This is a genomic window from Micromonospora sp. WMMC250, from assembly GCF_027460215.1.
GTDB lineage: Bacteria > Actinomycetota > Actinomycetes > Mycobacteriales > Micromonosporaceae > Micromonospora > Micromonospora taraxaci.
In genome coordinates this window covers 2,440,701-2,465,178 of the sequence record NZ_JAPZBJ010000002.1, presented here as the reverse complement: position 1 = coordinate 2,465,178, position 24,478 = coordinate 2,440,701, and the positions used below count along the sequence as shown (strand labels likewise).

Annotated in this window: 18 protein-coding genes and 1 rRNA gene; 17 read left to right on the top strand and 2 right to left on the bottom strand. The window is 73.5% G+C overall.

What is annotated here, in order from left to right:
• Positions 1–11 precede the first annotated feature (11 nt).
• The 4 genes from rrf to O3438_RS10625 all read left to right on the top strand — a co-directional run bounded on the left by rrf (position 12) and on the right by O3438_RS10625 (position 3,955).
• Positions 12–128: ribosomal RNA gene (gene rrf, locus O3438_RS10640) — 5S ribosomal RNA — on the top strand.
• 304 nt (positions 129–432) lie between these two features.
• On the top strand, positions 433–1,962 hold the full coding sequence (locus O3438_RS10635) for a hypothetical protein (protein WP_269679817.1): 1,530 nt from the start codon (positions 433–435) through the stop codon (positions 1,960–1,962).
• A 20-nt stretch (positions 1,963–1,982) separates the two neighbouring features.
• A complete protein-coding gene (locus O3438_RS10630) occupies positions 1,983–2,927 on the top strand; it encodes a Replicase polyprotein 1ab (protein WP_269679816.1) in 945 nt (314 codons plus the stop codon).
• On the top strand, positions 2,924–3,955 hold the full coding sequence (locus O3438_RS10625; RefSeq protein ID WP_269679815.1) for an HAD-IIA family hydrolase: 1,032 nt from the start codon (positions 2,924–2,926) through the stop codon (positions 3,953–3,955). Before O3438_RS10630 ends, O3438_RS10625 begins: the two co-directional genes overlap by 4 nt.
• A gap of 27 nt (positions 3,956–3,982) precedes the next feature.
• Here the strand turns inward: O3438_RS10625 and O3438_RS10620 are convergent, their stop codons facing one another.
• Positions 3,983–4,321, bottom strand: coding sequence for an SCP2 sterol-binding domain-containing protein (locus O3438_RS10620; protein WP_269679814.1), 339 nt, complete (start codon positions 4,319–4,321; stop codon positions 3,983–3,985).
• 111 nt (positions 4,322–4,432) lie between these two features.
• Between O3438_RS10620 and O3438_RS10615 the strand changes: the two genes are divergently transcribed.
• From O3438_RS10615 to O3438_RS10595, 5 genes are all read left to right on the top strand, one after another.
• Positions 4,433–5,122 (top strand): phasin family protein, encoded by a 690-nt coding sequence (locus O3438_RS10615; RefSeq protein WP_269679813.1) that lies wholly within the window; start codon positions 4,433–4,435, stop codon positions 5,120–5,122.
• Positions 5,119–5,427: a hypothetical protein gene (locus tag O3438_RS10610; RefSeq protein WP_269683854.1), complete on the top strand. Its 309-nt coding sequence runs from the start codon at positions 5,119–5,121 to the stop codon at positions 5,425–5,427. The genes O3438_RS10615 and O3438_RS10610 overlap by 4 nt, the downstream gene beginning before the upstream one ends.
• 40 nt (positions 5,428–5,467) lie before the next feature.
• Positions 5,468–6,334, top strand: a complete 867-nt coding sequence (locus O3438_RS10605; protein WP_269679812.1) for a TlyA family RNA methyltransferase — start codon at positions 5,468–5,470, stop codon at positions 6,332–6,334.
• Between the two features lie 91 nt (positions 6,335–6,425).
• On the top strand, positions 6,426–7,310 hold the full coding sequence (locus O3438_RS10600; RefSeq protein WP_088990256.1) for an NAD kinase: 885 nt from the start codon (positions 6,426–6,428) through the stop codon (positions 7,308–7,310).
• Between the two features lie 184 nt (positions 7,311–7,494).
• The gene (locus tag O3438_RS10595) at positions 7,495–11,214 is read left to right on the top strand and encodes a S8 family serine peptidase (protein WP_269679811.1); all 3,720 of its coding nucleotides are present in this window, start codon (positions 7,495–7,497) and stop codon (positions 11,212–11,214) included.
• Between the two features lie 47 nt (positions 11,215–11,261).
• Here the strand turns inward: O3438_RS10595 and O3438_RS10590 are convergent, their stop codons facing one another.
• Positions 11,262–12,281 (bottom strand): helix-turn-helix domain-containing protein, encoded by a 1,020-nt coding sequence (locus O3438_RS10590; RefSeq protein WP_269679810.1) that lies wholly within the window; start codon positions 12,279–12,281, stop codon positions 11,262–11,264.
• Positions 12,282–12,370: 89 nt separating this feature from the next.
• On the opposite strand from O3438_RS10590, the gene recN reads away from it, so the two are divergent.
• The 8 genes from recN (at position 12,371) to O3438_RS10550 (ending at position 24,458) form a co-directional block, all read left to right on the top strand.
• Positions 12,371–14,128: a DNA repair protein RecN gene (gene recN, locus O3438_RS10585; protein ID WP_269683614.1), complete on the top strand. Its 1,758-nt coding sequence runs from the start codon at positions 12,371–12,373 to the stop codon at positions 14,126–14,128.
• A gap of 119 nt (positions 14,129–14,247) precedes the next feature.
• Entirely contained in the window at positions 14,248–15,426 is a 1,179-nt protein-coding gene (gene steA, locus O3438_RS10580; RefSeq protein ID WP_269679809.1) for a putative cytokinetic ring protein SteA, read from the top strand.
• Between the two features lie 27 nt (positions 15,427–15,453).
• Positions 15,454–16,395 carry a copper transporter gene (locus tag O3438_RS10575; protein ID WP_269679808.1) on the top strand — a complete coding sequence of 314 codons (942 nt, stop codon included), beginning with the start codon at positions 15,454–15,456 and terminating at the stop codon, positions 16,393–16,395.
• Positions 16,396–16,459: 64 nt separating this feature from the next.
• A complete protein-coding gene (locus tag O3438_RS10570; protein ID WP_269679807.1) occupies positions 16,460–17,326 on the top strand; it encodes a hypothetical protein in 867 nt (288 codons plus the stop codon).
• Between the two features lies 1 nt (position 17,327).
• A complete protein-coding gene (murJ, locus tag O3438_RS10565; RefSeq protein WP_269679806.1) occupies positions 17,328–19,016 on the top strand; it encodes a murein biosynthesis integral membrane protein MurJ in 1,689 nt (562 codons plus the stop codon).
• Positions 19,013–20,182, top strand: coding sequence for a glycosyltransferase family 4 protein (locus tag O3438_RS10560; protein WP_269679805.1), 1,170 nt, complete (start codon positions 19,013–19,015; stop codon positions 20,180–20,182). Before murJ ends, O3438_RS10560 begins: the two co-directional genes overlap by 4 nt.
• The gene (locus O3438_RS10555) at positions 20,182–22,554 is read left to right on the top strand and encodes a hypothetical protein (protein WP_269679804.1); all 2,373 of its coding nucleotides are present in this window, start codon (positions 20,182–20,184) and stop codon (positions 22,552–22,554) included. Before O3438_RS10560 ends, O3438_RS10555 begins: the two co-directional genes overlap by 1 nt.
• A 152-nt stretch (positions 22,555–22,706) precedes the next feature.
• Positions 22,707–24,458, top strand: a complete 1,752-nt coding sequence (locus O3438_RS10550; protein WP_269679803.1) for a CTP synthase — start codon at positions 22,707–22,709, stop codon at positions 24,456–24,458.
• Positions 24,459–24,478: the final 20 nt, after the last annotated feature.

The following is a 24,478-nucleotide window of genomic DNA, read 5'->3' as shown; positions in this document are numbered from 1 at the left end:
GTTCATAGAGTTACGGCGGTCATGGCGGAGGGGAAACGCCCGGTTACATTCCGAACCCGGAAGCTAAGCCCTCCAGCGCCGATGGTACTGCACTCGTGAGGGTGTGGGAGAGTAGGACGCCGCCGGACAATCTTCCAGTCGAGGGCCGCCCCATCCGGGTCGGCCCTCGACTGCGTAGCGCCATTGGTGGCGCAATCAGGAAGGATGTACCTGTGAGTTCAGGACCGCAGGGCGGAGACCGTCCCCGTCGTTACGAAGACCGTACCGACGGTGCGGGCGGACGCGACCGCGGCCCACGCCGCGACGACCGAGACCGGCCCCCGTACCGGGGAGACCGCGACAGCGGTGGCGGCACCCGCGGCGGATACGCCGGCGGCCGCGACTCTGGTTCCCGTGGCGGCGACCGGGACAGCTCGCGCTCCAGTGCCCCGCGTGAGGGTGGTTACCGCGGCGGCGACCGTCGCGAAGGTGGCTTCCGCGGCGGTGACCGTCGTGAGGGTGGCTTCCGTGGCGGCGACCGCGACAATTCGCGCTCGGGCGCCCCGCGTGACAGTGGTTTCCGTGGCGGCGACCGCGATGGCTCTCGTTCCGGTGCTCCCCGTGAGGGTGGTTTCCGTGGCGGCGACCGCGAGGGCGGCTTCCGTGGCGGTGACCGTCGCGAGGGTGGCGGCTTCCGTGGTGGTGACCGCGACGGTGGTTTCCGTGGTGGTGACCGTCGTGAGGGTGGTTTCCGCGAGGGTTCTCGGCCTGGTGCGTCCCGCGAGGGCGGTGGCTTCCGTGGTGGTGACCGCGAGGGTGGTTTCCGTGGTGGTGACCGTCGTGAGGGCGGTGGCTTCCGTGGTGGTGACCGCGAGGGTGGTTTCCGTGGTGGTGACCGCGAGGGTGGTTTCCGTGGCGGCGATCGTCGCGAGGGCGGTGACCGCGACGGTGGTTTCCGTGGCGGTGACCGTCGTGAGGGTGGTTTCCGCGAGGGTTCTCGGCCTGGTGCGTCCCGCGAGGGCGGTGGCTTCCGTGGCGGTGACCGCGAGGGTGGTTTCCGTGGTGGTGACCGTCGCGAGGGTGGCTTCCGTGGCGGCGACCGTCGTGAGGGCGGTTTCCGCGGCGGCGACCGGGACAGCTCGCGGCCGAGCGGACCGCGTGACGGCGGCGCTCCTCGTGAGGGTGGCTTCCGTGGGGGCGATCGTCGTGAGGGCGGTGGCTTCCGTGGCGGCGACCGGGACGGTGGTTTCCGTGGTGGTGACCGTCGTGAGGGTGGTTTCCGCGAGGGTTCTCGGCCTGGTGCGTCCCGCGAGGGTGGCGGCTTCCGTGGTGGTGACCGCGAGGGCGGTTTCCGTGGTGGTGACCGTCGTGAGGGCGGTGGCTTCCGTGGCGGTGACCGCGAAGGCGGTTTCCGTGGTGGTGACCGTCGCGAAGGTGGCTTCCGCGGCGGCGACCGGGACAGCTCGCGGCCGAGCGGACCGCGCGACGGCGGCGCTCCTCGCGAGGGTGGGTTCCGTGGTGGTGACCGTCGCGAAGGTGGTTTCCGTGGCGGCGACCGCGAGGGTGGTTTCCGTGGTGGTGACCGTCGCGAGGGTGGCTTCCGCGGGGGTGACCGTCGCGAGGGTGGTTTCCGTGGCGGCGACCGCGAGGGTGGCTTCCGCGGGGGTGACCGTCGTGAAGGCGGTGGCTTCCGTGGCGGCGACCGCGAAGGCGGCTTCCGCGGCGGTGATCGTCGCGAGGGTGGCGCTCCCCGTACGGGCGGTTTCCGCGGTGGCGACCGTGACGGCGGCTACCGGGGCGGTGACCGGGCGGGTGCTTCCCGCTCTGAGGAGCGACCGCGCCGTGAGGGCGAGTTCCGCCGCGACGACCGCGCTGGTGGCGCCGAGTCGTTCGAGGGCGGCCGTAGCTCTGCCCCGGCGCTGCCGGACGACATCGTCGCGACCGACCTCGACAAGGACGTTCGCGCTGAGCTGCTCTCGCTGAACAAGCCGGTCGCCGAGACGGTGGCTCGGCACCTGGTCGCCACCGGTCAGTTGATCGACGAGGACCCGGCGGAGGCGTTGGCGCACGCGCTGGCCGCCCGTCGGCTCGCGTCGCGCATCTCCGCCGTCCGCGAGGCTGTCGGCCTGGCCGCGTACCACGCGGGGGAGTGGCAGACGGCGATCGCCGAGCTGCGCACGTACCACCGGATGAGCGGGTTGCAGAGCCACCTGGCGGTGCTCGCGGACTGTGAGCGGGCTCTGGGCCGGCCGGAGCGGGCTATCGACCTGTTCCGTGGTGCCGACCGGGAGAAGCTGGACCAGGCCGTGGCGATCGAGCTGTTGATCGTCGCCGCCGGCGCGCGGGGAGACCTCGGCCAGAAGGACGCCGCGGTCGCGATGCTCCAGGTCCCGGACCTCACCAGCGAGGCCACGGTGCCGTGGACGGCCCGTCTGCGGTACGCGTACGCCGACGCGCTGCTCGCCGTGGGCCGGCGCGAGGAGGCCCGCGAGTGGTTCTCCCGCGCTGCCGACGTCGACACCGAGGGCGAGACCGACGCCGCCGAGCGGCTGCTGGAGCTCGACGGTGTCGTCATCGAGGGCGACGAGGAGGACGAGGCCGCGGAGGAGATCGCCGCGGGCCCGGGTGCTCCCGGAGCGGTCCCGGCCCGACCCGACGCCGACCTGACCGGCGACGAAGACGACGAAGACGACGACGAAGACGACGACGACGAAGACGACGACGAAGAAGACGACGACTTCGACGACGACGAGCAGGACGATGTCGTCGGTCGCTCCGGCGATGACGAGGGCTTCGACGACGAGGACGAGGATCGTCACCCGGACGAGGCCGTGCGCAGCGCCGCTGCGGACACCGATTCCGACGCCACGGCGACGTCCGACAGCGCGGTCGACGCCCAGCGGACCGCGCCGGCCGGGGACGACGAGTCCGGGTCGACGCAGCGATGAGCGCGGACGTCGGGGAGCGGCTGGTCGACGGGTACACCCTGGTCGTCTTCGACCTGGACGGTGTGATCTACCTGATCGACCGGCCGATCCCCGGCGCCGTCGAGGCGGTGGCCCGGCTGCACGACGAGAACGTGGCGGTGGCGTACGCCACCAACAACGCGTCCCGTCGGTCCAGCGAGGTCGCGGCCCTGTTGACGGGTATGGGTGTGCCGGCGCGACCGGAGGAGGTGCTCACCTCCGCCGCGGCGTCGGCCGAGGTGTTGCGCGACCGGCTGCCCGCCGGCGCGCCGGTCCTGGTGGTCGGCGCGGAGGCCCTACGCGCGGAGTTGCGCGCGGTCGGCCTTACCCCGGTTACCAGGGCCGACGAGAATCCGGCCGCTGTGGTGCAGGGGTACGGCCCGCAGGTGGGTTGGGCGGAGCTGGCCGAGGCCTCGGTCGCGGTGCGGGCGGGTGCTCTCTGGATCGCCACCAACACCGACCGGACGCTGCCCAGTGGACGGGGCCCGTTGCCGGGCAACGGTTCGCTGGTGGCCGTGTTGCGGACGGCGCTGGAACGGGACCCCGACGTGGTGGTCGGCAAACCGGAGTCGGCGTTGTTCGAGACGGCGGCTCGACGTGCGGGCGAAGGCCGGAGCCTGGTGGTGGGTGACCGGTTGGACACCGACATCGAGGGTGCCCGCCGCGCCGGCCTGGACAGCCTGCTGGTGCTCACCGGTGTGCATGGCGTACCGGATCTGCTGGCCGCGGAGCCGCGCCGGCGGCCCACGTACGTCGCGAGGGACCTGGCGGGGCTCTTCGACCCGGCGGCCGTCGTGCGGGTGCCGGGCCCGGCGGACGCCGGCGGTTGGTCGGTCACCGACCGCGACGGTGCGCTGGAGTTGGCGGGGTCGGGTCGGCCGTTGGACGCGGTGGCGGCGCTCTGTGCGGTGGCCTGGTCGGCGTCGGAGCCGACGCTGCCGAAGATCCGCCCGATCGGTCCGGACGCGGCGCACGCGGTGGAGAGCTTCGGTCTGAGCGCCACCGCCTGACCCCTGGTCGAGTCGGCGTGGCGTTCGTCAGAGCAGTTTGCGCAGCTTCATCAGGTCGAACGGGTTCGCCTTGATCGACACCCGTCGGGACGTCACCGCCTTGGTGACGTCGAGGTCGCCGCGCACCAGGGCGAGCAGGTCGTCGCTGGAGGTGCTCAGTGCGATCTTGGCTTTGGGGTCGTCGCCGTCGGTGAGCTCGACCAGCCGACCGCCGGTGATACGGCCGTGGAACGCGGCGTCCAGGTCGGTGATGCGGCAGGCCAGCGTCCGGTCCAGATCGATCCGTTCGCGCACCGTCTCCGCGTTGCGGTCCAGCCGGGCGGCCAGCTCCTGCAACGCCTGCCGGCACTCGTCCACGCTGGCCACATGTCCCCCTCGCTGATCGCCACGCCGTCCTCGGCACCGTACCGCACGGCACAGTCCGGGGTGCCCGGTAGCGTGACACCTGCACACCCCGCCCCGTGGAAGGACTCAGGCATGCAGGACGCGTGGCGCGCCTACCTCGAACTGGCCATGGGCCTCACGGAGGCGCCCCGGAAGAAGGCCCAGGACGTGGCACGACGCCTCGTCGGCTCCGGTGGTGCGACCGCCGCCCAACTCCAGGCGCTCGGCGAGGAACTGGTCACCACCGGTGCCGCCAACCGGGAGGCGCTCACCAAGCTGGTCCGCTTCGAGGTCGACCGTGCTCTCGGGGCGGTCGGCCTGGCCACCGCCGACGAGGTGGCCGAGCTGACCCGGCGGGTGCACGACCTGGAACGGCAACTGCGTGAGGCGCGCGCCTCCGAGCCCGCGGGCACGTCGGCCGCCAGCCCGTCGGAACGACCGGACCCGGCCCGCGCCGCGCGGCCTGGAGACCGTCTGGTGCCGTCCGACGGCCCGGCGGGTGCCCCGGTCTCCGCTCATGCTCCCGACAAACCGGAGGCCGGGGAGGCTGCGCCCGACGAGCCGACGCCCGAGCGGCCTTCGGCGGGGCAGGCGGTGGCCGAGCAGTCGGCGGCCGTGCAGCCGGTGGCGAAGAAGGCCGTGGCCAAGAAGGCGGTCGCCAAGAAGGCCATCGCGAAGAAGGCGCCGGCGACGATCAGCCGCACCGACGACGAGACCCCGACCCCGGCGGCCATGCCCGCCAAGAAGGCGGTCCGTAAGCAGCCACCGGGCGTCACCGAATGAGCCAGCCCCACCCGCCGACCGGCGGCACGTTCCCGCCCCGGCCCGGCCCGCCGGCCGGTGGCGTCCCGGCCCGGCCCGGGCCGCCCGCCGGCGGCGCTTTCCCGCCCCGCCCGGGTCCTCCGGCCGGTGCCCGCCCCGGTCCGCCGGCGGACCTCGGGGACGAGCCGGCGCGGCACCCGGCGGTGGACGCCGCCGTGCAGGCCATGGCCAACGCGGCGACGCTCGCCCCGGCCGACCAGATCGCGCAGTACGAGGCGGCCTACGAGACGCTGCGGGAAACCCTCGCCACCATCGACCAGACCTGAGCGGCACGACCAGGCCTGAACCAGATCCGGAGAACCACCCATGGCACGTCGTAACCGGTTGGACGCCGAACTCGTCCGGCGCGGTCTGGCCCGCTCCCGGGAGCAGGCCGCCGGGCTGGTGGAGGCCGGCCGGGTCCAGTTGCGTGGGGTGGTCGCGCGCAAGGCCGCCGCGATGGTCGACCCCGCCGACCCGCTGCTGGTGACGGGCGAGGACCCGGCCGAGGAGTACGTCTCCCGGGGCGGGCACAAGCTGGCCGGCGCGCTGGCCGCGTTCGCTGCCGGTGGGCTGCGGGTCGCCGGCCGGCGCTGCCTGGACGCCGGCGCCTCGACCGGTGGCTTCACCGACGTGCTGTTGCGCGCCGACGCCGCCGAGGTGGTGGCCGTGGACGTCGGCTACGGGCAGCTCGCCTGGTCGCTGCGCACCGACGAGCGGGTCCGCGTCCTGGAACGCACGAACGTTCGTACCCTCGTACCGGACACGATCGGTGGGCCTGTCGACCTCACGGTGGCCGACCTGTCGTTCATCTCGCTGCGGTTGGTGCTGCCGGCGTTGGCCGGCTGCACCCGCGACGACGGTGACCTGGCGTTGATGGTGAAGCCGCAGTTTGAGGTGGGCAAGGAACGGGTCGGCGCCGGTGGTGTGGTCCGTGATCCGGAGCTGCGTGCCGAGGCGGTCCTGGACGTGGCCGCCGCGGCGGCCACGCTCGGCCTCGGTCTGGCCGACGTGGCGGCCAGCCCTCTGCCGGGGCCGAGCGGCAATGTGGAGTTCTTCGTATGGTTGCGCCGGGGCGCACCGCCGGCCGACCCGCAGCGGGTGCGGGCCGTGGTGGCGGCCGGGCCGGACGGCCCGACAGCGGCCGGTGACGTGCCGGACGTGACGGCGGCGACGGAGGAGGTCGCAGGGTGAACGCGCGCAGCGAGGGTGCCGCGACGACACGCGGTGGGAGTGGGGCGACGGTGGTGCGACGCCGCCCGGTCCCCGACGGGCGGGCGAGGCGATGAGCCGGACCGCTCTGCTGGTGACCCACACCGGTCGTCGCCGCAGCACGGAGCACGCCCGGTCGGTCGCCGCCGACCTGATCGACGCGGGTTTCGAGGTACGGGTGGTCGCCGACGAGGCCGAGGACCTCGACCTGCCCGGTGTGGTGCCGGTCGCCGGGCAGAAGGCCGCCGAGGGCGCCGAGATCGTCTTCGCGCTCGGCGGGGACGGCACCTTCCTGCGCGCCGCCGAGTTGGCCCGTCCGGCGAAGGCGCCGCTGCTCGGCATCAACCTCGGCAAGGTCGGTTTCCTGGCCGAGGCGGAGATCGACGATCTGGACGTCGCGGTGCAGGACGTCGTCAGTCGCAACTACACGGTCGACGAGCGGCTCACCCTGGACGTCACCGCCGAGTTCGACGGTGGGCCGACCATCGAGTCCTGGGCGCTCAACGAGATCAGCATCGAGAAGGGCGAGCGGGCGCAGATGCTCGAACTGCTCGTCGACGTGGACGGGCGGCCGCTGTCCCGCTACGGCTGCGACGGTGTCGTCTGCGCCACCCCGACGGGCTCCACCGCGTACGCGTTCTCCGGCGGCGGCCCGGTGGTCTGGCCGGAGGTGGAGGCGCTGCTGCTGGTGCCGATCAGCGCGCACGCGTTGTTCAGCCGCCCGCTGGTCACGGCGCCGACGTCCACCTTCGTGATCACGGTCGACCCGTTCACCACCCTGGCCGTGCTGTCCTGCGACGGGCGTCGGGTCTACGACCTGCCGCCGGGTGCCCGGGTGACGGTGCGTCGGGGTGCCCTGCCGGTGCGCATCGTGCGGCTGCGGCCCCGACCGTTCACCGACCGGCTGGTCGCCAAGTTCGGCCTGCCCGTGCACGGTTGGCGTGGCAGCCGCCGGTGACAGCCTGCCGGTGCGGCAGCCGGTGACCGTGACGCACACCGTCGGTGGACGGTGGTTGTCCACCTGGCGACATGTCGCCGCTGCGGCGGCTGGTGACTAGTGACCTGGTGACAGGCTCCGACGCAGACTCCGATCGGCCCTCATCTACGGATGGTGGGCCTGGAGGAGTAGAGGAGCACATCGCATGCACTGGTCCCCACGCTGGCTCGCCGTCGGCGCGGTCGGCGCGTTGGTGGTCGGCCTCGCCGCACCGGCGTCCGCCGACCCGCCCGGCCGGCCCACCGGCCCGACATCGGGCACGCCCACTCCGGGCGCCGCGCCCGTCCGTATCACGCTGATCACCGGTGACCAGGTCGACCTGGCACCGGCGGCGCCTGGTCGGGTCGCCGCCACCGTCCGCCCGGGACCCGGGCGCGAACGGATCTTCTTCCAGACCACGCAGGTCGACGGCACGCTGCGGGTGCTTCCCAGCGACGCCCTGCCGTACGTGACCAGCGGGGTCCTCGACGCCAACCTGTTCGACGTGCAGGAGTTGGCGGCCGACGGCTACGGCGACACCGCGCGGGGCACCCTGCCGCTGATCGTGCGGTACCAGGAGCCGGCCGCCGGTCGGGTGCGACCGCTCGCCGGTGCCACCGACGCCCGCCCCCTGGAGAGCATCAACGGTGCGGCGCTGCGGGTCGGCAAGGGTGACCTCGGCGGTCTGTGGAGCTCGCTCGCCGGTACGCCGAGCGCCCGGACCTCGGCCGCCGCGCCCCGGTTGGGCGGCGGCATCGCCCGGATCTGGCTGGACGGGAAGGTCCGTCCGACGCTGGAGCACAGCGTGCCGCAGATCGGCGCGCCGAAGGCCTGGGCAGCCGGCCGGGACGGCAGCGGTGTGAAGGTGGCGGTGCTCGACACCGGCGTCGACGCCACCCACCCCGACCTGGCCGGGCGGATCGCCGAGGCGCTGGACTTCTCCGGCAGCGGCAGCGCCCGCGACGGGCACGGCCACGGCACCCACGTGGCGGCCACCATCGCCGGCAGTGGCGCGGCGTCCGACGGGCTCCGCAAGGGCGTCGCGCCCGGCGCGCAGCTCCTGGTCGGCAAGGTGCTCGACGACGGTGGCTCCGGCTACGACTCGTCCATCATCGCCGGCATGGAGTGGGCCGCCCGCTCCGGCGCGAAGGTCGTCAACATGAGCCTCGGCGGCGGTCCGACCGACGGCACCGACCCGATGAGCCAGGCGGTCAACGACCTGTCCGCCGAGACCGGCGCACTGTTCGTGATCGCCGCCGGCAACGCGGGTGAGGCGCGTACCGTCGGCTCGCCCGGCGCAGCCGCGGCGGCGCTCACCGTCGGTGCGGTGGACCGCGACGACAGCCTCGCCGACTTCTCCAGCCGTGGTCCGCGGGTCGGTGACAACGGCCTCAAGCCGGAGATCACCGCGCCGGGCGTCGGCATCGTCGCCGCGCGGGCCGCCGGCACCACGATGGGTACGCCGGTGGGCGACGCCTACACGACCGCGTCCGGGACCTCGATGGCCACCCCGCACGTGGCCGGCGCGGCGGCGATCCTCGCCCAGGAGCACCCGGACTGGGCTGCCCGGACGCTCAAGGACGCGCTGGTCAGCACCACGAAGGCCAACCCGGCGTTGACGGTGTTCGAGCAGGGTGGCGGTCGGGTCGACGTGGCGCGGGCGCTCACCCAGCGGGTGTACGCGTCGGCCACCGTCGACTTCGGTCGGGTCTCCACCGGCGGCGCTGCGCTCGAGCGGACCGTGACGTACACCAACGGGACGAGTGCCGCGCAGACCCTGCGGCTCGCGCTGGACCTGCGCAACCTTGACAGCGGTGCGGCGGAGGCCGACGGGGTGTCCGTCGGCTCCGGCACGGTGAGCATCGCGGCGGGTGGCAGCGTGGCGGTGCCGCTGCGGGCCGACCCCGCGAAGCTGGCCCGGGGCCCGCACGGTGGTTGGCTGGTGGCGACCGGTACCGACGGTGTCGCCGTGCGGACACCGGTCGGGTTGACCGTCAGCGGCCCGATGCACGAGGTCACCGTGAAGGTGTTGGACCGCAAGGGTCAGCTGGCCCTGTCGCCGGCGCTGACCCTGTTCGGTGAGCAGCCCGAGTCGGACTACTGGGGTTGGTGGCCGGGTGAGGGAACGCTGCGCGTCGAGGAGGGCACGTACCTGCTGACCGGGCTGGTCGAGCACGGTGCTCCGCTGGACGAGCAGATGACCCAGACCGTCGAGCCGGAGCTGGTCGTCGACCGGGACCTGACAGTGGTGCTCGACGCCCGCAAGGGCACGCCGGTGCGGATCGAGACGCCGAAGCCCAGCGAGCAGCGGGCCACGCTGAGCTACTACGTGCACCGGGTGCTGGGCAACGGTCGGCAGATCGACCACGGGGTGATGGCGTACAGCACCGTCCAGCAGGTCAACGTCACGCCCACCCGCCAGGTGCGGCAGGGGGAGTTCGAGTTCGCCTCGCGCTGGCAGCTCGTCGCGCCGATGGTGGACGCGACGGTCAGCGGGGTGTCCGGTCCTGCGGACATCAACCTGCTGGGCACGTCGCCGGCGCCGACCGGCCGCCACAAACTGCCGCTGGTCTGGGCCGGTGTCGGAACCCCCGCCGAGTTGGCCCGGGTGCGGGGTGCCGCCGCGCTTCTCGCCACCGACCCGAACCGCGCGGAGGAGGAGCAGGTCGCCGCCGCGGCGGCAGCCGGCGCCGCCGTGGTGCTGATCGTCCGTCCGGAGGACCGCAGCGCGTGGACGGTGTGGAGGCCGGCGGCGGAGCCGCTGCCGATCCCGTCGATGGTGGTGGCGTACGACGACGGGCAGCGGTTGATCGCCGCGGCGCGTAAGGGCCGGGCGACGCTCGACCTGACGTTGACGGTGGACAGCCCCTACCTCTACGACGTGTGGCAGGTGTCGAAGGGTCGGGTGCCGGAGCGGGTCGTGCACACGGTGAGCGCGAAGAACACCGCGGAGGTGACAGCGAGCTACGGCGACATGGGCGCCGGTTGGGCGACCGAGGAGCGGTTCGGCTGGCGTCCGTGGCAGGAGTACGCCTGGAACGACGACCAGCGTCTGGTCCGCAACGGCACCACCCGGCAGGAGTTCGTCAGCGCCGGGGACAACTGGTGGCAGCACCGGGTGCTGCACAAGTCGATGTTCATGCAGTGGGGGCAGTTGACCGGCGGTCTGACCCAGGAGCCCCGACGGTACGCCGCCGACGACCGGGAGACCGAGACCTGGCACGCGCCGGTGGTCCGCCCGGCCGTGCCGGCCCGTGGGGCGCCGGTGCCCACCCGCACCGGTGACAGCCTGGACCTGCGGGTGCCCGAGTTCGTCGACGCGGGTGGGCACTACACGGTGGCCGGCAACAGCGAGGAGTCGGACACCGTCGAGGCCCGGGTCAGTCGGGACGGGAAGCAGATCGCCGACCTCTCCGACGGGTGGGCCCCGGTGCCCGCCACCCCGGGTCGGGCCCGCTACCGGCTGGACCTGACCACGAAGCGGTCCTCGGCGGAGTGGCGCTACGGCACCCGTACCGACACGGCCTGGGAGTTCACCTCGGCCCGTCCGGCGGGCGGGGCCGCCACGCCGTTGTCGCTGTTGCAGGTGGACTACCAGGTGCCGGCCGACCTGCTCGGCACGGTTCGTGGCAACCGGCCGCACCAGGTGGCGCTGACAGTGCGTCAGCCGACCGGTGTGCCCGCGCCGACCGGCACCAGCGTCCGGGTGCGGGTGTCCTTCGACGGGGGAGTCACCTGGCGTGACGCGCACACGAAGGGGTCGGGCACCCGGTACACCGTGACCGTGCCGGCGGGGCGCGGAACGGTGTCGTTGCGGGTGCACGCCGCCGACCGGGCCGGGAACACCGTCGACCAGACGGTGCTCCAGGCGTACGGGCTGCGCTGACCGGAGGGTGGGGTGGCCGGTGGCCGTCCCACCCCGGCTCGGTGCGGTCAGAGCCAGCCGCGTCGGGCGACCTGGAACGCCAGCCCGGGTCGGGTGTCCACGCCGGCGGCGGCCATCAGGTCGGCGATGCGTCGTTGCACGGTCCGGCGGCTCACCCCGAGCTGCGAGGCGATGGACTTGTCGGGGACGCCGGCCACGAACAGCGACAGCAGCCGCGCCTCGTCGGCGTCGGGCTGGTAGCCGTCGCCGGGACGGTCCTCGGGGTCCGGCCGCCGACCCTCGGGCGCGGCGACGGTGAGGGGATCGTCGAGGCGCAGCCGGGTGGCGACCCGCCAGTGGCTCTCGAAGAGGGCGAGCAGCGCGTCGAGCAGTTGGCTGCGGCCGATCACGGCGGCGCTCGGCTCCCCGCCGTCGCGGTCGGGCACCAGCGGGCAGATGGCAGTGCTGGCGTCCACGATGGCCAGTCGGACGGGCAGCCGGTCGAGCACCCGGGCCTGCTCGCCGGCGGCGACGCCCTTGGCCAGGTCGGCCAACGCTCCCGGTTCCAGCAGCAGGTCACGCTCGTAGATGGCGCGGTAGCTCACGCCGCGGGCCAGCGCGTCGAACTCCTCGACGTTCTCCGGGCCGGCCATGGCCAGGGGGTTGGCGCGGCAGAACCAGAGCACCTCGGTACGCGCCGAGTTCTGCAGGTCGCGCAGGCGGTCGCGGAGGACCCGGGCTCCGACGATCACCTCGACGAGGTGGTCGACGTGGTGCCGGCGCAGCCCGGACCGGTACTCCTCGGCGAGTTGGGTGACCCGGTGCCGGGCGGCCTCGAGGTCCTCCTGGCGGCGCAGCAGCGCCCCGCCGAGGGCGACGTCCGGTGCGGTCGGGCGCAGGGGCGCGTCCGGGTCGATGTCGGTGGGCTGTACCAGTCCCTTGGCGCGTAGCGCCTCGATCTGGGCGACGACCTGCTCGCGGGGTCGGTGCAGGCGGCGGGCCAGGTCGTCGACGCGCGCCGCGGTGAGCTGGAGCAGGCAGCGGTAGAGCTCCTCCTCAGCCGAGGTCAGGCCGATCACGTCCAACACGGGGCAGAACTGTACGTCGGCCGGGTGCCGGCCGCGCCGGGGCCCGTCGGCTGGTCAACTGTCGCCCCTCGCGTCTACTGTCGGTGGCTGTGCTGGAAGAGCTGCGTATCACCGGACTGGGCGTCATCGACGACACCACGCTGCCGTTGACCGGCGGGATGAACGTCATCACCGGCGAGACCGGTGCGGGCAAGACGATGGTGGTCACCGGCCTCGGCCTGCTCTTCGGTGGCCGGGCCGACGCGGGGCGGGTTCGTGCCCAACCGGGCCGGGCGGTGGTCGAGGGGCGGTTGCGTCTGCTCGGTCGGGTCGCCGACGCGGTGCACGCGCGGATCACCGAGGCCGGTGGGGAGCCCGACGAGGACGGTTCGGTGCTGCTGAGCCGCACGGTGACGGTGGAGGGCCGTTCGCGTGCCCACGTCGGCGGTCGGAGCATGCCGGTGTCGATGCTCGGTGAGGTCGGCGAGCAGGCGGTCGCCGTGCACGGGCAGTCCGACCAGTTGCGGCTGCTGCGTCCGGCCGAACAGCGGGCCGCGTTGGACCGGTTCGCCGGCCCGGAGCACGAGAAGCTGCTCGACGCGTTGCGGGAGGCGTACACGGGGTGGCGGCGGGTGGTCGACGACCTGGCCGACCGGCGGCGCAACGCCCGCGAGCGCAACCAGGAGGCCGACCTGCTGCGGTTGGGCCTCGACGAGATCACCCGGGTCGATCCGCAGCCCGGTGAGGACGACGAGCTGAAGACCGAGGCGCAGCGGCTGGAGCACGCCGAGGGGCTGCGGACGGCCGCGCAGATCGCCCAGCAGTGTGTGGCGGGTGGCGCGGAGGCCACCGACGAGACACCCGACGCGGCGGCGTTGCTCGGCACCGCCCGGCGGACCCTGGAGGCGCAGGCGGGCACCGACCCGGCGCTGGGTGACCTGGCGTCGCGCCTGGAGGAGGCGGCGACGCTGGTCACCGACGTGTCGGCGGAGTTGTCGGCGTACCTGGCGACGCTCGACGCGGACCCGGCCCGGTTGCAGCACGTCTACGAGCGGCGGGCGGCGCTGCGTGCCCTGACCCGTAAGTACGCCGACGACGTCGACGGGGTGATCGCCTGGGCTGATCGGGCGCGGACGCGACTGTCCGACCTGGACACCTCCGACGATCTGTTGGACGAGCTGGAGCGGGAGGGTCAGCGGCTCGCGGTCGAGGTGGCGGACCTGGCCGGGCGCGTGTCGGCGTCCCGGCAGGAGGCGGCGCTGCGTTTCGCCGACCAGGTCACCGTGGAGTTGGCCGGGTTGGCAATGCCGCACGCGCGCATCGAGGTGGCGGTGCTGCCGCGGCCGGCGGGTCGGGCCGAGCCCACGTTGTCGGTCAACGGGGTCGAGGTGGGTGTCAGCTCGGACGGCGGTGACGAGGTGGAGCTGCGGTTGCTGGCCCACCCGGGCGCGCCGTCGTTGCCGTTGCAGCGCGGTGCGTCCGGTGGTGAGTTGTCGCGGGTGATGCTGGCGATAGAGGTGGTGTTCGCCGGGTCGGGCGGCCCGCCCACGTTGGTCTTCGACGAGGTCGACGCGGGTGTGGGTGGTCAGGCGGCGGTGGAGATCGGCCGGCGGCTGGCCCGGTTGGCGCGTAGCCACCAGGTGTTGGTCGTCACGCACCTGCCGCAGGTAGCGGCGTTCGCCGACCGGCACCTGGTGGTGGCGAAGGACACCGGTGGCGCGGTGACGACCAGTGGTGTGCGGGTCGTGGAGGACACCGAGCGGGCTCGGGAGTTGGCCCGGATGTTGGCGGGTTTGCCGGATTCGGATCTGGGTATCGCTCACGCCGAGGAGCTTCTGGCCGTGGCGGCCAAGGAAAGGCGGTTGTGACGCCGCGTATTGTGAGCGCAAGCACACCGGCTTGTGCCGACGTGTGCTTCCCTGGGTAGGCGGCCCTGCTCAGGCATGTCGCGACAGAAAAGCCTGCCTCACATGCCAGGATGGTCACGATGCGTCTACCCACGTTGCGCCGGAACCGGACCCCCGAGCCGGGCAGAGTCCTCGGCACCGCGCGCCTTGATCGCCGGACGAAACGGCTGGTCGGCCGCCTGCGCCCCGGTGACATCGCGGTCATCGACCACGTCGACCTGGACCGGGTGGCGGCCGACTCGCTCGTCGCTGTCGGTGTCGGGGCGGTGCTCAACGCGAAGCCCTCGGTGTCCGGCCGTTACCCGAACCTCGGCCCGGAGGTGTTGATTGCCGCCGGCATTCCGCTGCTCGACGACCTCGGCGAGGGGGTCTTCGAGCGGATCCGCGAGGGCGACCAGGTCCGCATCGAGGGCAACACGGTCTTCGCCGGTGACGAGCCGGTGGCCCACGGCAGCCTGCAGGACGCCGAGTCGGTCGCCAAGGCGATGGCCGACGCCCGCGAGGGTCTGTCGGTGCAGTTGGAGGCGTTCGCCGCCAACACGATGGACTACCTGCGCCAGGAACGCGACCTGCTGCTCGACGGTGTGGGCGTTCCGGACATCGAGACCCAGATGCAGGGTCGGCACTGCCTGATCGTGGTGCGCGGGTACGACTACAAAGCCGACCTGGACGTGCTGCGCCCGTACATCCGGGAGTTCAAGCCGGTGCTCATCGGCGTCGACGGCGGCGCGGACGCCCTGGTCGAGGCCGGGTACACCCCCGACATGATCATCGGGGACATGGATTCGGTCACCGACGACGTGCTGCGCTGCGGCGCCGAGGTGATCGTGCACGCGTACCCGGACGGGCGGGCGCCCGGCCTGCCCCGGGTCAACGGTCTCGGCGTCCCGGCGATCACCTTCCCGGCCGCGGCGACCAGCGAGGACCTGGCGATGCTGCTCGCCGACGAGAAGGGCGCCTCGCTGCTGGTCGCGGTCGGCACCCACGCCACGCTGGTCGAGTTCCTGGACAAGGGGCGCGGTGGCATGGCCTCGACGTTCCTGACCCGGCTCAAGGTCGGTGGCAAGCTGGTCGACGCCAAGGGTGTGAGCCGGCTCTACCGGCAGAGCATCTCCGGTTCGTCGCTGTTGTTGCTGGTGTTGTCGGCGATCGCGGCGATGGCGTCCGCGGTGGCCGTGTCGACAGTCGGGAAGGCGTACCTGGGCGTGGTCGCCGAGTGGTGGGACAATCTCGTGTTCCAGCTGTACCGGCTCTTCTAGTTCCCGACCGATCAAGAGGCTGCAAGCGTGATCAACTTCCGCTACCACGTGGTGTCCCTCACCGCGGTCTTCCTGGCTCTGGCGATCGGCTTGGTGGTCGGCACAGCCGCCCTCAACGGTCCGGTCGCCGATTCGCTCGAGGGACAGGTCACCGGGCTGCGTAAGGACAACCAGAACTGGCGTCAGCAGGTCAGCAACATGGAGAAGCAGCTCGCGCTGGAGGAGGACTTCGCCGAGGAGATCTCGCAGGTCATCCTCCCCGGCACCCTGACCGGGCGCCGCGTGCTGGTGCTGACGCTGCCCAACGGGCGCGACCACACCGAGGGTGTGCTCAAGAAGCTCCAGCAGGCCGGCGCCACCCTGACCGGGCGGGTCGAGTTGCAGGACAAGTTCATCAACCCGGACAACAACACCAACCTGCTCGAGTTGGCCGTCACCGCCGCCCGTCCGACCGCGCAGACCACCGGCCTGCCGGGCAACGGGCACGGTGTGGAGACGTCCAGCGCGTTGCTGGCCAGCGTCCTGCTGGACCGTGCCCAGGGTGTCGCGCCGGTCAGTGACGCCGACCGGCGGGCGGTGCTCGCCGCCTACAACAACGCCGGCTACCTGACCACCGACAACAACAAGGTCACCGGCTCGGCGGAGGCGGTAGTGGTGGTCAGCGGCCAGCCGTACGTCGACAAGGACTCCGAGAAGCGGGACGAGTCGGTCGTCAAGATTGCCGAGCAGTTCGACCGGACCGGGTCGATCGTGGTGGCCGGGAAGGGTTCCGTCGGCGGCAACCTGGTGTCCGTGGTCCGTGGTGACCCGGTGCTCGCCCAGACCATCTCCACGGTCGACAACGCCAACACCGTGCAGGGTCAGCTGGTCACCAGCCTCGCCCTGGTGGAACAGCTCACCGAGAAGAAAGCCGGGCAGTACGGCGTCGGCGACAACGCGCCGTCCCTGCTGCCTAAACTGCCCCAGTGAGCGAACGACGTACCCCGGTGTCCGTAATCGACGCGCGTGAGCTGACGCGCAGCAGGGTGGCGGCATGAGGACGCTTGGTCGGCTGCTGCTCGTCGGCGCCGGTGCCGCGGCGGCCCGGTACGCGCTGCGCGAGGTCCGCACCTCGCCGGCCGGGCCGGCATTGGAGCGCACGAACTTCCGGGGCCGCACGGTCAGCCTGGCCGCCGGGCCGGCGCTCGCCGCGGGCGCGGCGGCCGTCGGCGCGTTCGGTGCGACTAGCGGCCCCTCCGGTGGGGCGGCGCTGGTCGCCGGCCTCGGCGCGGGTGCCGTCGGCCTGTACGACGACGTGGTGGGCGCGCGGCCGGAGCAGAAGACCGCGAAGGGTTTCGCCGGTCACCTCGCCGCGCTGCGTGAGGGGCGGGTCACCGCCGGCCTGGTGAAGGTCGCCGGGGTGGGCGCCGCCGGCCTGGGCGCGGCGGCGCTGCTGGCCGCCGACCAGCGGGTCGCGGCGCACCCGCGCCGGCAGCGCCACGGCGCGTTCGGTCGGGGCGTCGACGTGCTCCTCGGCGCCGGGGTCATCGCCGGCACGGCCAACCTGCTCAACCTGCTCGACCTACGGCCGGGCCGGGCGATCAAGTCCGGGCTGCTGCTCGCCGCGCCGCTGGCCGGTGGCCCGCACGGCGGGATCGCCGCCGGTGCCGCGGGTGCCGCCGCCGGTCTGCTCCGTGACGACCTGGGCGAGGACGTGATGCTCGGCGACAGCGGCGCGAACGCCCTCGGGGCGCTGCTCGGTGTCGCGCTCGCCGCCCGCACCGGCCCGCTGGGTCGGGCCGGTCTGCTCGCGGTGCTCGCCGGGCTCACCGCCGCCAGCGAGAAGGTCAGCTTCACGGCCATGATCCAGCGGACCCCGGGGCTGCGCGAGCTCGACGCACTGGGCCGACGCGCCGACTGACGTGACCCGACCGGCCCCCCTCGCCGGCGCCGGCCGGCTGGCCGGGGCAGCCGCGCTCATCGCCGTCCTCACCGTGGTCAGCCGGCTGGCGGGCTTCGGCCGCACCGCCCTGTTCACCTGGAGCCTCGGCAACACCGACCTCGGCGGCACCTACGTGGTGGCCAACGCGGTGCCGAACTTCATCTTCGAGATCGTCGCCGGTGGCGCGTTGGCCAGCCTCGTCGTACCGCTGCTGGCCGGCGCTGTCGCGGCCGGCGACCGCACGACGGTGGCCCGGACCACCGGGGCGCTGCTGACCTGGACGCTGGCCCTGCTGGTGCCGCTCGCGGTGCTGGTGGTGCTGCTCGCCGGGCCGGTGGTCGAGTCGCTCGGGCACCATCTGACCGCCGCCCAGCAGCAGAGCGGCATCCGGATGTTGCGGGTCTTCGCCCCGCAGTTGCCGCTGTACGGGGTGGGCATCGTGCTCACCGGGGTGTTGCAGGCGCATCGGCGCTTCGCCTGGCCGGTGCTCGCGCCGCTGCTGTCCAGCCTCACCGTGATCGTGGTCTACCTGGGGTTCACCGCGACGCAGGGCCGCAACGCGACGGTCGGCGGGGTGAGCCCGGGCGGCGAGCTGCTGCTGTCGGTCGGCACGACCCTCGGCGTGGTGGTGTTGTCGTTGTCCCTGCTCATCCCGGTCGGCCGGCTGCGCCTGGGGATGCGGCCCGGGTTCGGGTTCCCAGCCGACGCGCGGGCCCGGGTCGGTGGGTTGGCGGTGGCCGGCGCGGTCACCGTCACCACCCAGCAGATTGCCCTGATCGTCAGCCTGAACCAGGTCACCGCCGGCGCGCGGAGCAACCCGGGCGTCTACAACCTGGCGCAGACCGTCTACCTGTTGCCGTGGGCGGTGCTGGCGGTGCCGTTGGCGGTCGCTGCGTACCCGACGCTGGCGGCGGCGCGGGCCGCCGGTGACGAGGGCACCTACCGGGCGACGCTGGCGCCGGCCGTGCGGGGGGTGCTGCTGTTCAGCTTCCTCGGCACCGCCGCGTTGATCGGCACCGCCGGACCGGTCGGGCACTTCTTCTTCCCGGCGTCCACCGCGCCCACGGCCGCCGCCGCGATCATCGGGTACGCCCCCGGGCTGGTCGGTTACGGGCTCTTCGCGGTGCTCACCCGGGCCCTGTACGCCCGGGGGGAGACCAGGGCGGCGACGGCGGCCACCGCTGTGGGCTTCCTGGTGGTGCCGGCCGTCGTCGTGCTGTTCGGCGCGCTGCTGCCGCTGCGGGACCGGGTGTTCGCGGTCACGTCCGCCAACTCGGTGGGGATGCTGGTGCTCGGTGCGTTGCTGCTCCTGGCGGTGCGGCGCAGCGCCGGCCGGCCGGCGCTGGCCGGCGCGGCACGGGCCTCGGGCGCCGGTGTGCTGGCCGGTGTGCTCGCCGCGCTCGCCGGATGGGGGCTCAGCCGCTGGCTCGACTCGTCGGGCGGCGGCACCCCGACGATGGCGGCGGCACTCGGTCAGGGCATGCTGTCCGGGGTTCTGGTTGGGGCGGTGTTCCTCGCCGTGGTCTGGTTCGTCGACCGGCGGGACGTAGCGCCACTGCTCGCCGGGGTGCTGCGGCGTCTGCGTCGACGCGGACCCCGGGGCGGCGGTCCGACGGCCGGTGCGGTCTCCCCGGAGCGGGGCGATGGGAAGGAGACGGCTGCGCGATGAGTGAGCCAGCTCTGTCTGCCGGGTGGTCGGGCACTGTCGCGTTGGTGCTCGCGTCCAGCACCGGCGGGGTCGGCCAGCACGTGCGGTCGGTGGCGCGTGGCCTCGTCGCCGGCGGCGCCACCGTCCTGGTCTGCGGGCCGGCGGCGACCCAGGAGCAGTTCGACTTCACCGGGGTCGGAGCGCGTTTCGAGCCGGTGGAGATCCCGGCCAGCCCGACGCCCGCCGACGCTCGAGCGGTGCTCACCCTGCGTCGGGTGCTCACCACCTCCCGGGTCGACGTGGTGCACGCCCACGGCCTGCGCGCCGGGTTGGTCGCCGTCCTGGCCCGTCCCACCGCCCCACTGATCGTCACCTGGCACAACGCGGTGCTCGCGGGTGGCCTGCGCGGCGGAGTGTCCCGGCTGGTGGAACGGGTGGTGGCGCGGGGCGCGCGGGTGGCGCTGGGCGCCTCCGAGGACCTGGTGCGGCGGGCTGCCGCGCTGGGCGCCGCCGACGCCCGGCTCGCCCCGGTCGCCGCGCCGACGCTGCCCGCGCCGAGCCGACGCGCGGCGGCGGTCCGCGCCGAGTTCGGGGTGCGCCCGGACCAACCGTTGATTCTCTCGGTGGGTCGGCTGCACCCGCAGAAGCGCTACGACGTGCTGATCGACGCAGCGGCCCGGTGGCGTACGCGTACCCCGCCGCCGGTCGTGGTGATCGCCGGCAGCGGGCCGGCGTACCTGCCGTTGGCCGCGCGGACCTCCGCGGCCCGCGCCCCGGTGACCCTGCTGGGGCACCGCACCGATGTGGCCGACCTGCTCGCCGGCGCCGACCTGGCGGTGGTGACCAGCGACTGGGAGGCCCGGCAACTCTTCGCCCAGGAGGCGCTGCGCGCTGGCGTACCGCTGGTCGCGACCGCCGTCGGTGGGCTGCCGGACCTGGTCGGCGACGCCGCCACGCTGATCCCGGCGGGGGATGTCGACGCGGTCGACGCGGCGGTGCGGGCGCTGCTGGACGACCCGGCGGCCCGGGCCGAGCTGGGCCGGCGTGGCGCGCAGCGGGCGGCGACGTGGCCGACCGAGACCGACACCGTGGCCGTGCTGGCCGCCCTCTACGCCGAGCTGGCCGCGGACCGCGCCGGCCCGGCAGCCACCCCGGGCTCCGACGCCCCCAGAACGGGACACCGGTGATGCTGCGCCGAATCACCCCCGCCCTGCTGACCCTCCTCGTGGTGTCGTTGGGCGTCGCCGCGCTCGCCGCCCGCCCGCCGCAGGACAGCCCGCGACGCACCGCCGACTTCGTGGTGCTGGCCGGGGTCGCGGGGCTGCGCTGGGAGGACGTGGACCCGCAGCACACCCCGACGTTGTGGCGGATGGCCCAGGAGGGGTCGATCGGTTCGCTGTCGGTGCGCTCCGCACACCGACCCACCTGCCCGGTGGACGGCTGGCTGACAGTGGGAGCGGGCAGCTTCGCCGCGTGGAACGGCAGCCGTTCGCCGGAGGGCTGCCCGACGGCGGGGGTGACAGTCGAACAACCGGACGGCATCGGCGCGAACCTGCCCGATCAGGAGAGCGTGGTCCAGCACAACCAGCAACGCCTACCGTGGGGCGCTCTGCCCGGCTCGCTGTCGGAGTCGGTGCGCTGCTCGGTCGCCGTGGGCCCGGGTGCGGCGGTGGCCGCCGCCCGACCGTTCGGCCGCGTCGACAGGTACGCCTCGGCGTTGCCCGCCGACCCACGGCCGCTGCTCGGTGCCTGTGTGCTGAGCATCGTCGACCTGGGCACTGTCGAGGGGACCGACCCGGCGACCCGCGCCGAGGAGGCCAGGGCGGCGGACGCGCAGCTGGCCCGGGTGCTGGCGGCCCGGCCACCGCGGTCGTTGGTGCTGCTCGCGGGGATCTCCGACACCGCCCAGCCGTCGCGGTTGCACGTGGCGGTCGCCGACGGGCCGGGCTGGGAGCGGGGGTGGCTCACCTCGGCCAGCACCGGCCGCGACGGCTACCTGCAACTGGTCGACCTCGCGCCGACCGCCCTCGCCGCGTTGGGTCGGCCGATGCCGGAGCGGCTCTTCCTGGGCCGTCCGGCGGTCAGCACCGGCGGTCGTCCCGCCGACCTGGCCGAGGCGATCGACGCACCGGCCGACGCCGATCGGGAGGCCGCCGCCCAGCGCGACGTCTCCGGAGTGTTCTTCGCGGTGCTGGCTGTGGTGCAGGTGCTGCTGGCGCTCGGGATCCTGCCGTTGCTGCGCCGGGCCCGCCCGCACGCCGGGCCGACCGGCCCGAACCCCGTCTCGGGGCGGATCGTGGCGGTGGTGGAGCTGCTGCTCGTCGCCGTGGCGTTGACGGTGCCGGCGGCGTTGCTGGCCGACGCGGTGCCCTGGTGGCAGGGCGAGCACCCCGGGTGGATCTTCGCCGGGGTCACCGCGCTGCTGGTGGCGGCGGGCACCGCCGCGGTGCGGTTCGCCCCCGGGTACGCGGGCACCCTCGGCCCGCTCGGCGCGGTGGCCGGCCTCACCGCACTGGTCGTCGGGCTGGACGTGCTCACCGGGGCCAGCCTGCAGCTCAACGGTGTGGTCGGCTATTCGGCGTTGCAGGGCGGTCGGTACGCCGGGTTGAGCACTGTGGGGCTGGGAGTGTTCCTGGCCGGGGCGTTGCTCGCCGGCGGGTGGCTGGCTCAACGGGTGCCCAGGGGTTGGCGGCCGGCGGTGACGGTGGCCGTGGGTGGGCTCGCCGTGGTGGTGGTCGGCAGCCCGTACCTGGGCGCCGATCCGGTCGGCGCGATCGCGCTCACCGCCGGGGTGAGCGTCGCCGCGGTGATCAGCGCCGGTGGCTGGTTGACGATCAGCCGGTTGGCGTGGGCCGCGATGGCCGCCCTGGCGGTGGGTATCGGTTTCGGTGTGGTGGACCTGCGTCGCCCGCCGGCGGAGCGGGGCAGCCTGGGGCGGTTCCTCTCCGCGCTCGGTGACGGCACCGGCGGGTTCACCGTGCACCGGTCCAGTACGGAGAACTTCGAGACGTTGGTCAACAGCCCGCTGACGGTGCTGGCGTTGACCGGCGGGTTGCTGGTGTGGTTCGCCCTGTTGCAGCCGTGGGGTGGGCTGATGCGGCTGTTCGGCATCTACCCGGCGGTCCGGGCCGCGTTGGCCGGGACGGTGGTCGCCGCGGTGCTCGGTGGTCTGCTCGACGGCGCGGCGTTGGACGTGATGGGCGCCGCCGCCGCGGTGGTGGTGCCGATGGCCGTCCTGGCGTCGCTGAGGGTGCTCGGGCACGCCGCCGACCGCACCCGCCCGGTTCCGGGCCGGTTCCGCGAGAGCGGCGCCGACGACGACTCGGGCTCCGGCGGGGTCGGCCCGACCGGTGGGGGTGACATCCCGACCGGCGGTGGGCCGCTGGGCGCGGCTCATCCCCGGCCGATCGGCGGCCCACCGGTGAGCGCACCGAAGGCGGCCCCGGCCCCGGACGCCCCGACCGTGGGCTCCGACGGCCCGGCGGAGCCGACCGCGGACGGGTCCGCTGTGGCGCCCCGGCAGGCTACCCGGTCATCGACCGAGGTTGCCGCTTCCTGAGCACCGGATGACCCGCAGGTGTCGCAGCTGGGGTGCGGCCTGCGAGTACCCGTCCGGGAGGTGTTACCGTCGAATCCCGTGGATCGCGTGATCACTTTGCTGATCAAGCACGGCGGTCTGCATGACCGCGACAGACGACACGGGAGCAGGCCTTGGCCCCATCAGCACGGACGACCAGGCACATTTTCGTCACCGGGGGCGTCGCCTCCTCGCTGGGTAAGGGCCTCACCGCCTCCAGCCTCGGCAACCTGCTGACCGCGCGCGGGCTGCGTGTGGTGATGCAGAAGCTCGACCCCTACCTGAACGTCGACCCGGGGACGATGAACCCGTTCCAGCACGGTGAGGTCTTCGTCACCGAGGACGGCGCGGAGACCGACCTCGACGTCGGGCACTACGAGCGCTTCCTCGACCGGGCGTTGTCCGGCAAGGCGAACGTCACCACCGGTCAGATCTACTCCGACGTGATCGCCAAGGAGCGGCGCGGCGAATACCTGGGCGACACCGTCCAGGTCATCCCGCACATCACCAACGAGATCAAGTCGCGGATCCTGGCGATGGCCGACCCGGACGAGGACGGTCAGCTCCCCGACGTGGTGATCACCGAGGTCGGTGGCACCGTCGGCGACATCGAGTCGCTGCCGTTTCTGGAGGCGATCCGTCAGGTCCGTCACGACCTCGGCCGGGACAACTGCTTCTACCTGCACGTCTCCCTGGTGCCGTACCTGGCGCCGTCGGGTGAGCTGAAGACCAAGCCGACCCAGCACTCGGTGGCGCAGCTGCGCAACATCGGTATCCAGCCGGACGCCATCGTGTTGCGCTGCGACCGGGAGATCCCGGAGAAGCTGAAGGAGAAGCTGTCGCTCTACTGCGACGTCGACCGTGAGGCGGTCGTCGCCGCCCCGGACGCGCCGAGCATCTACGACATCCCGAAGGTGCTGCACCGCGAGGGGCTCGACGCGTACGTGGTGCGCCGGCTCGGCCTGTCGTTCCGGGACGTGGACTGGGCCAGCTGGGACGACCTGCTGGAGCGGGTGCACCGGCCCCGGCACACGGTCACCGTCGCGGTGGTCGGCAAGTACGTCGACCTGCCGGACGCGTACCTGTCGGTGAGCGAGGCGATCCGCGCGGCCGGCTTCGGTCACCGGGCCCGGGTGCAGCTCAAGTGGGTGCCCAGCGACGAGTGCGTCACCCCGGCCGGCGCGGCGGCGGCCCTGGCCGGCGTCGACGGTGTGCTCATCCCCGGTGGCTTCGGCGTCCGCGGCATCGAGGGCAAGATCGGCACCGCCCGGTACGCCCGGGAGAACGGCATCCCGCTGCTCGGCCTCTGCCTGGGCCTGCAGTGCATGACCATCGAGGTGGCCCGTCACCTCGCCGGTCTGGACGGCGCGAACTCGGCGGAGTTCGACGAGAAGGCCGCGCACCCGGTGATCGCCACGATGGCCGACCAGGAGGACATCGTCGCCGGCAAGGGCGACCTGGGCGGCACCATGCGGCTCGGGGCGTATCCGGCGACGCTGACCGAGGGGTCGCTCGTCGCCGAGGCGTACGGCAGCACCGAGATCAGCGAGCGGCACCGGCACCGCTACGAGGTGAACAACGCCTACCGGGACGCCCTGACGAAGGCGGGTCTGCACATCTCCGGCACCTCCCCAGACGGCCGGTTGGTCGAGTTCGTGGAGTTGGACCGCAGCCTGCACCCGTTCTTCGTGGCCACCCAGGCGCACCCGGAGCTGAAGAGCCGCCCGACCCGCCCGCACCCGCTGTTCGCGTCGTTCGTCAAGGCCGCCGTGGCGTACTCGCAGGCCGACCAGTTGCCGGTCGACCTGGATGCGGCGGCGGACGCCCCGTCGGCGCGTAAGGCCGCCCGCAACGGCGCCGCGACGAAGGCCGCTTCGGCCTCGTGAACGAGGGCAGCGAGCCAACC